The 8,238-nt window shown below is 61.5% G+C and carries 10 protein-coding genes; 5 read left to right on the top strand and 5 right to left on the bottom strand.

All coding sequences use genetic code 11. The features are described 5' to 3' along the window. The coding region (locus tag VA602_RS14335) for an SMI1/KNR4 family protein (RefSeq protein ID WP_323453534.1) at positions 1–407 on the top strand (407 nt) is incomplete at its 5' end. 134 nt (positions 408–541) lie between these two features. Here the strand turns inward: VA602_RS14335 and VA602_RS14330 are convergent. After that, positions 542–2,302, bottom strand: coding sequence for a cation:proton antiporter (locus VA602_RS14330; RefSeq protein ID WP_063541866.1), 1,761 nt, complete (start codon positions 2,300–2,302; stop codon positions 542–544). Positions 2,303–2,625: 323 nt separating this feature from the next. Here VA602_RS14330 and VA602_RS14325 point away from each other — a divergent pair, with 323 nt between their 5' ends. After that, the gene (locus VA602_RS14325) at positions 2,626–3,105 is read left to right on the top strand and encodes an acyl-CoA thioesterase (protein ID WP_323453533.1); all 480 of its coding nucleotides are present in this window, start codon (positions 2,626–2,628) and stop codon (positions 3,103–3,105) included. A 1-nt stretch (position 3,106) separates the two neighbouring features. Here the strand turns inward: VA602_RS14325 and pdxY are convergent, their stop codons facing one another. Beyond that, positions 3,107–3,979 carry a pyridoxal kinase PdxY gene (pdxY, locus tag VA602_RS14320; RefSeq protein ID WP_200603731.1) on the bottom strand — a complete coding sequence of 291 codons (873 nt, stop codon included), beginning with the start codon at positions 3,977–3,979 and terminating at the stop codon, positions 3,107–3,109. A 120-nt stretch (positions 3,980–4,099) separates the two neighbouring features. Here pdxY and VA602_RS14315 point away from each other — a divergent pair, with 120 nt between their 5' ends. Next, on the top strand, positions 4,100–4,492 hold the full coding sequence (locus VA602_RS14315) for a DUF3301 domain-containing protein (RefSeq protein WP_323453532.1): 393 nt from the start codon (positions 4,100–4,102) through the stop codon (positions 4,490–4,492). On the opposite strand, the gene VA602_RS14310 is transcribed toward VA602_RS14315, so the two are convergent. The 3 genes from VA602_RS14310 to zigA all read right to left on the bottom strand — a co-directional run bounded on the left by VA602_RS14310 (position 4,493) and on the right by zigA (position 7,389). Then, positions 4,493–5,467, bottom strand: a complete 975-nt coding sequence (locus VA602_RS14310; protein WP_323453531.1) for a CobW-like GTP-binding protein — start codon at positions 5,465–5,467, stop codon at positions 4,493–4,495. 84 nt (positions 5,468–5,551) lie between these two features. Further along, entirely contained in the window at positions 5,552–6,184 is a 633-nt protein-coding gene (locus VA602_RS14305; protein WP_323453530.1) for a DUF1826 domain-containing protein, read from the bottom strand. Then, positions 6,181–7,389, bottom strand: coding sequence for a zinc metallochaperone GTPase ZigA (gene zigA / locus VA602_RS14300; RefSeq protein WP_323453529.1), 1,209 nt, complete (start codon positions 7,387–7,389; stop codon positions 6,181–6,183). The genes VA602_RS14305 and zigA overlap by 4 nt, the downstream gene beginning before the upstream one ends. 113 nt (positions 7,390–7,502) lie before the next feature. Between zigA and VA602_RS14295 the strand changes: the two genes are divergently transcribed. Continuing rightward, entirely contained in the window at positions 7,503–7,886 is a 384-nt protein-coding gene (locus VA602_RS14295) for a glutamine synthetase (protein ID WP_151925859.1), read from the top strand. Between the two features lie 25 nt (positions 7,887–7,911). After that, on the top strand, positions 7,912–8,238 hold a 327-nt coding region (locus tag VA602_RS14290; RefSeq protein WP_323453528.1), incomplete at its 3' end, for a GTP cyclohydrolase, FolE2/MptA family.

Raw genomic sequence — 8,238 nt, 5'->3', positions numbered from 1 at the left:
TGGAAGAAGTGATCGAACAACTCCGTGAAGCCAATGAGCCAGTACCCGTGCCCCTGGAGCTTCCCGACGAAGACCAACTGGTCGAAATCGAAGAACAGCTGTTCATCAACATTCCCTTCGTCTTCAAGGAATTCCTGCTGACCGTCAGCGACGTGGTCTACGGTTCCCTCGAGCCGGTCACTGTCACCGACCCGCAGTCGCACACCTACCTGCCTGATGTTGCCGCCAATGCCTGGGATGCCGGCGTACCACGCGACCTGATCCCCCTTTGCCAGGACGGCGACAATTACTACTGCGTCGAGGAAGACGGCACGGTAGTGCTGTGGGATGGCGACGAAGAAATCGTTGGCGAGGAAAGTTGGGAGTCGGTGTGGCACTGGGCGCGGGACGTCTGGCTGGAAAGCTGAACCCGAATGCGCAAAACAATGGCATACCGCCATTAACTGCTCGTAGAATCGCCAGGCTTTCTGCGCCTGGCGACATCGTTACCGCCTGATCCCCTCGGACTACCATGAAGTCTTGCGCAGGGAGCGATTACCCCTCAATGCGAGTGATCGCGGCTGTTCTCCAACGTTTCCAGCAGGGCGATCTGCATGCGCGTATGCACGCGCACGAACCAACGCCACAACAGCGCGACCACCACGGCCGCGACCACGGCGATGACCAGCAAAAGCTCGTTGGTCGGCAGGATGCTCGCCGACAGTGCCGACAGCAGCAGGAAGATCACCAGCAGCGACAACAGCGGAATCACTTCGGCAATCACGCGGCGCACGCGCTGAGTGTGACGCCCGGCCATCTCCGGCTTGACCCCCATCTCCGCCAACAGCATCGACAGCGCCTTGAGCTTGCGATAAGCGGCGATCAGGAAGGGCAGTGACAACAACAATGCCGCACCCCAGATCACCGCCTTCTGCTGCCCGACATCACCGATCCATTCGCTCAACCAGGTGCCGATGCGTACCGCGAAGTAACCACCGCTGAAGAAGATGGCGATTACCAGTGCCAGGTTCACCCCCACTTGCAGCAGGATGCGCCGGATCATCGCTGCCAGCATGGCGCCCTCGCCTTGAGGCTGAATGTTGCGCAACCACTCGCCATACAGCGACAGCACCCGCGACAGGCGCTGCGGTACCACCTTGCCCAGACGAATCGACAGGGGATCCGCGGCACGAATCAGGTAAGGCGTGAGCAAGGTGGTGATGGCCGAGACGGCCACTGCGACTGGGTAGAGGAAGTCGCTGGTGACCTGCAAGGTCATGCCTAGGGCAGCGATGATGAAGGAGAATTCGCCAATCTGTGAAAGCCCCATCCCCACACGCAATGAGGTACGTCCATCGTTGCCCGCAATGAAGGCGCCCATGCCGCAGGAGAGCATCTTGCCCAGCACCACAGCCAGGGTGATCACCACGATCGGCCAGGCGTAGTCGATCAACACCTGCGGATCGATCATCAGGCCAATGGCGACGAAGAAGATGGCGCTGAACAGGTCGCGTACCGGCTCGATCAGGCGCTCGATCTTCAGCAACTGGCGCGATTCGGCCATGATCGCACCGATCAGGAAGGCGCCCAGCACCATGCTGTACTCGAGCTTGACCACCAGCAGGCAGAAGCCGAAGCACAGCCCCAGTACGGTAATCAGCAACATCTCGTTGCTCTCGAACTTCGCCACGTAGGCCAGCAGCCGTGGCACCAGCAGGATGCCAATGACCAGCGCCACGATCATGAACAGCGACAGCTTGCCGACAGTGGAGAACACCTCGCCGGAACTGACCGTACCGCTGACCGCAATGCCTGAAAGCAGGGCGATGATGCCGATGCCGAGGATGTCCTCGACGATCAGCACGCCGAAGATCAACTGCGCGAACCGCTCGTTCTTCATCTTCAGGTCGTTGAGCGCCTTGACGATGATCGTCGTCGAGGAGATCGCCAGGATGGCGCCGAGGAACAACGAGTCCATGGTGCTCCAGCCGAACCAGCGGCCGATCTCGAAGCCGATCCAGATCATCAGCACGATTTCGAGGAAGGCAGCGATGAAGGCGGTCGCCCCCACCTTGAACAGCTTGCGCAGGCTGAACTCCAAGCCCAGGCAGAACATCAGGAAGATCACTCCGAGCTCGGCAAGGGTCTTGATCGTGTCTTCGTCGTGGATGAGGCCGAACGGCGGCGTGTGAGGGCCGATGATGAAACCGGCGACGATGTAGCCGAGCACCACCGGTTGGCGCAGCCTGTGGAAAAGAATGGTTACCACCCCTGCGACCAGCATGATCACGGCCAGATCCTGGATGAAGCTTATGGCATGCATGGCGTGGCACTCCTTTTCTCTACGCACGGGGCAGACCGCTCCTCTGCCAGGCATCCCCGATCGAGCAGCTAGTACAGATTGTGTTGAAGGGTGGAACACCCATGTTGCATGGGCGTACTCAGGGTAACATCGCGTCCGCTCGTCAAACGCCCGTGCAATATGTAGAAACAGATCGGCAAAAGCGCACGAGGTAATGGCATGATCGGCGTGACGACGGACCGTCGAGCGACGTCCGTTTCCAGGATGGGAAACCTCAACAGAGGGGAACAGAAGTGTCTGCAGATACCCGCCCCGTTTCAGCGCAACCTCACCGTGAGCACACTATGGAACCTGGAAACGCCCAGCTGAGCATGACCGTCCTGATGACGCCGGACATGGCCAACTTCTCGGGCAACGTACATGGCGGCACCCTGCTGAAATACCTCGACGAAGTGGCCTATGCCTGCGCCAGCCGCTATGCCGGTACTTATGTCGTGACCCTGTCGGTGGACCAGGTGATCTTCCGCGAGCCGGTGCACGTCGGCGAACTGGTGACCTTCCTCGCCTCGGTCAACTACACCGGCAACACGTCCATGGAAGTGGGCATCAAGGTGGTGACCGAGAACATCCGCCAGCGCTCCGTTCGCCACTCCAACAGCTGCTTCTTCACCATGGTCGCGGTCGACGACAATCGCCGCCCAGTCGCGGTGCCGCCACGTCAGCCACAGAACAGCGAAGAGAAGCGCCGCTTCCTGCAGGGCCAGCAGCGCCGCCAGATCCGCCAGGAGCTGGAGAAGCGCTACCAGGACCTGAAGACCGAGTGATCTAGAACGCCAGCACCTGTGCTTCGAACCGCACCCGCGGATGGGCGATACGGTCCTGCGCCCGCACCAGCTGCAACTCGTAGCTGGCGCAGGCCTGGGTTTCCAGCAGCACTTCGTGCACCGCCGCCGCGGTGAACTCGAAGGCCTGCAGCCACGAATCGCCCAGCAGTACCCGCGCCAGGAAAAGCCCCGAGGTCAGGTCACCGACTCCAACCGGCTGACGCGGAAACGCCAGCAGCGGGCGGCGCAGGTGCCAGCTCTGCTCGCGGGTCACCAGCAGCATCTCGAAAGCATCCTCGCCGCGCCCCGGGTAGGCCAGGTGCTTGACCAGCACCGCCTGCGGCCCACGTGCCAGCAGGCCGCGCGCCATGGCCACGCAATCTTCCAGCGACTGCGCGTGCCGACCACAGAAACTGTCGAGCTCGAGCTGGTTCGGGCAGAGGATGTCGGCCACCGACGCCGCCTGCTCAAGCAGGAAGTCGCTGACCTCCTGGGGCACGATGCAGCCCTTCTCGGCGTGCCCCATCACCGGGTCGCACAGGTACAGCGCACGCGGGTTGACCGCCTTGATCCGTTCGACGCCGGCCAGGATCGCCCGCCCCTGCTCGGCACTGCCCAGGTAGCCCGACAGCACTGCATCGCAATGGCCCAGCTCGCCGATATTGGAAATACCTTCCACCAACGCAGGAATTTGCTCCGGAGCAAGCACTTCGCCAGCCCACTGGCCATACTGAGTGTGGTTGGAGAACTGCACAGTGTTGAGCGGCCAGACATTGACGCCGATGCGCTGCATGGGAAACACCGCGGCGCTGTTTCCGGCATGGCCAAAGACCACATGGGACTGGATCGCGAGCAAGTGCGGTGTACGTTTCATGCAGGAGACTTCCGAAGCTGTGTGGATAAGTGAAAGTCGATCAGTATGAACCCGAAAGCCACCTGTACGACAGGCCAGGCACGCAGTTAAGCTGAAGCCACCTGTCTGGAGCATATGCAAATGTTGACCCTGGAGAACCTGTTCGTCCTGATGCTGTTGGCGACGGCTGGCGCCTGGCTGTGGCACAACCATGGCTTGCGAGAGAAGGCGCTGGAACGGGTCAAGCAGCATTGTGCGAAGCTCGACCTGGAGCTGCTAGACGACGCCGTGGCCCTCAAGCGCATCGCCTTCGTACGCGATGCCAATGGCCGCAAGCGTCTGGCACGGGTCTATGCCTTCGAGTTCACCGTTACCGGCGAACAGCGTCACCCCGGCACCGTGACCCAGTTCGGCGCCCATACCGTACAGATCGAACTGGCACCCTACCCGTTCGAGATCAAGGCCCCGCCGCGCACCGATAACGTCATCGAAATGCAGCAATGGCGCCAGGAGCACAACCGCTGGCGCAACTGATCAGCCGTTTACGCGGCAGTGCTCGATGGCTGCTTGAAGGGGCTGCAACGGCTGGGGCTGATCGAAGATCAGCTCGATACGCGAGTCCCTGCGCCATTCGCTTGAACGCCACTCAGGCACACCGCGCTCCAGGCCATTGAATGATTGCCAACCCTGGGTGCTGTGGATAACCCCTTTGGCTCGCCGCCACGCCCATTGCGCGAGCACGCCACGCAATGCGGCCTCATCGAAGCGCTGGCTCGGATGCCAGCGCCAGCCAACACTCCACCCACCCTCACCTTGCTGCGCCTGGCAGATGGGTTGGCGCGGATCTGTCCACAGGGCAGCCAAGCTGACGGGTGCACTGTCCACAGGCAGGCTGGAAAGATCCGCTGAGGGTAAGGGCTCTGTGGACAGAATGGGCAGATTATCCAGGGCAAGCGCAGCATGATCCGTCCACACCGCCCTGATTTCGCCAAATGGCGCAGTTATCAACAGCCGCTTTGCATCATCCACATCTTCTGACTTGTTGAAAATCAACAACCCCGCCTGCGCCACTGCCTGCTGTTGCGCATCGGGCAGCGGTTCACCCCGCGCCAGGGCGACAGCATCCAGCACCATCAGCAAGGGCTGGACATCCAGCACACCGATCCAGGGCGCGCGCCTCAACTGCTCCAGCAATTGCACGGGATGACCGAGGCCGGAAGGCTCGATGAACAGCCTGTCGGGCTTGGCCTTGCGTAGCAGACGCCCCAGGCCGACCTGGAATGGCGCCCCGTTGACACAACACAAGCAACCGCCTGCCACCTCGCCAATGGCAACGCCGGACGCATCGGTGCTGAGCAGCGCAGCGTCGAGGCCAATCTGGCCGAACTCATTGACCAGCACCGCCCAGCGCTCGCTTTCCGGACGCTGACCGAGCAGGTGACGAATCAGGCTGGTCTTGCCTGCGCCCAGTGGGCCGGCGATGACGTAGGTGGGAATGTGCTGCAACATGGCTCGGAATCTAGGTGGACGTGATGCCAGTCTATCCTGGATGCAGGTTCGTTGCCTTTACGGACCTCTTCGCGGGAAAAGCCGTCACCCCAACCAATCAAGACTCAACAACAGCCGCTTCTCTCCCGGCGGCGTCGGCGGCGAGCGGTGCACCAGCCCCGCCCCCTCGTTACCCAACCACTTCTCGCCCTTGAGCAAGGCCACGTCCCCTGCCTGCAAGCGCCGAATGTTATCCACAGGTGCTTCGGCCAGCTGCAAGCGGCTGCGGTCGATGTCGCCTTCTTCCAACCACTCACTGCCGGCGCCCGCATAGGTGGTCAGCAGACGCAGTGGGACATGATCCACATGAAAGCGCGGGCACATCGCCCCGTCGAGCAGCCTCAGCCGCAAGCCCACGCGGCGCGCGCCCAGCAGGCAGGTATAGGCCGCCACCAACCACGACACGTCAGCCACAAAACCTTCGTAACCGTGCAGATCGGCCGCCTCGGGCAGCAAGCGATGCAACACCGGTGGCTCACGCTCATCCACCTCCATCACACGCTCATCCGACATCGGCTGGCCAAGATTGAGCAGCAGGGCCGCGAAGTCCTCGACCTGCGCCGGTAAGCGTCGCTGCCACACGGCCAGGTTGACGCCATCCTGCAGGATGTCTGTCATCACCTGCGGCGACTCGCCGAACGCCTGGCGGATATCCACAAGCCGAGGTGCCGCCTTCATGCTGCCGCCTCTTCATACCAGGGGCCGAACGGATCATTCAGGCGCAACCAGGCCATCGGCCCGAGTTCCATCTCCTCGTCCGTCAGCAGACACGCTTCAAGCTCTGTGGATAACCGTGCGAAGTCGATGTTCTGACCGATAAACACCAGCTCCTGGCGGCAGTCGCCAGAATCGACCGTCCACTGCTTGAGGATCGCTTCGAGGTTCTCTTCATCTTGCGGCCACTGCTCACGCGGTACGAAACGCCACCAGCGACCCGCCAGCCCATGACGCATCATGCCGCCCGCCTGCGACCAACTGCCGGCTTCCTGGTACTTGCTGGCCAACCACAAAAAGCCTTTCGAACGCAGCAACCGACCATTGCTCCAGCTGTTGTGGATAAAGTCGAAAAAGCGCTGTGGATGAAACGGCCTGCGTGCCTGCCAGGTGGTCGAGGCGATGCCGTACTCCTCGGTTTCCGGCACATGCTCGCCGCGCAGTTCCTGCAACCAACCCGGCGCCTGGGACGCTTGCTCGAAGTCGAACAGCCCGGTATCGAGAATACGCTCCAGCGGCACCTGGCCCATCACCATTGGCACGATCTGCGCACGGGCGTTGAGGCTGCGCAGGATCGCGGTCAGTTCCTCGCGTTCGTGCTGGCTGATGAGGTCGATCTTGCTCAGCAGCAACACGTCGGCGAATTCGATCTGCTCGATCAGCAAGTCGCTGATCGAGCGTTCGTCCTGCTCACCCAGGGTTTCGCCACGACTGGCCAGGCTGTCCGCCGCCTGGTAATCCCGCAGGAAGTTGAGGCCGTCGACCACCGTGACCATGGTATCCAGGCGCGCCATGTCGGAGAGGCTGCGGCCCTGTTCGTCGCGGAAGGTGAAGGTTTCGGCCACCGGCAGTGGTTCGGAAATGCCAGTGGATTCGATCAGCAGGTAATCGAAGCGGCCTTCGTCGGCGAGCCGGGCCACTTCCTCGAGCAGGTCTTCGCGCAGGGTGCAGCAGATGCAGCCATTGCTCATCTCGACGAGCTTTTCTTCGGCGCGATTGAGGCTCACATTACGCTGTACCTCGCTGGCATCGATATTGATTTCGCTCATGTCGTTGACGATCACCGCAACCCGCAGATTTTCACGGTTGCGCAGGACATGGTTGAGCAGCGTGCTCTTGCCGGCCCCTAGGAAGCCGGACAGCACGGTAACGGGAAGGCGGTTGGTCATGGTGAACCTCATCGGGCAAAGCGCATTCGAAACGATGCATTGCACAACGTTATAATATAACAATACAATTTCGCCAAGCCGCGTCTGTCGAACGGCTGCCCGAGAGGATGGACATGAAGCACTCGAACCTCGCCCTATTGCTGCTGGCACTTGCCGTGCCCATCCCGCTCTACGCTGCGATCCCACAGCCCAGCCTGGCGTTGTGCACCCGCAGCGCCACGCTGTTGGCCTGCGAAGACGGCAAAGGCAGTTACTACAGTGTGCGAACCGAAGGCCGAGACTTTCATCTGCGCGGGTATGACAGCAACAGTCGACGACTCTGGGCGCAGACCAATAGCCGCTATGGACAGATGACCTTTTTCACCGGCCTGGCCAGCGACGGAGAAGCCTGGGTGGGCTACAGCCGGCGCGTCGGCTGGACCACCCTGAACCGCGTATCCAGCTCGAGCGGCCAACGTTTCAACCTGCATTGCAGCTTGATCGGAGGTTGCCGCTAAAGCCCCTTCTTCATGGACTCTATCGATGACCAGCCTGATGCTTCCCGACATCGCCGCACAAACCAGCCACAAGCTCCAACCCCTGGATTGGGTCGGTATGCGCGGTATCGCCCTGCCTGTGCAACTGACCGGCCACCGCCTGAGCGCCTGGGCTGATGCCGGCGTGAGCCTGGATGATGGCGAATCACGCGGCATCCATATGTCGCGCTTGTACCTCGCGCTGGAGGCACTGGAGCACACCGAACTGACGCCCTTGGCCTTACGCCAGCTCCTGGCCCGCTTTCTCGACAGCCATGAAGGGCTTTCGTCCAGCGCCTACCTGCGCCTGAAATTCGACTATCTGCTTAAGCGT

This window comes from Pseudomonas machongensis (genome assembly GCF_034961125.1).
Taxonomy (GTDB): Bacteria; Pseudomonadota; Gammaproteobacteria; order Pseudomonadales; family Pseudomonadaceae; genus Aquipseudomonas; species Aquipseudomonas machongensis.
Note: the sequence above shows the minus strand (reverse complement) of the source record. Positions and strands in the feature narration are given on the sequence as shown.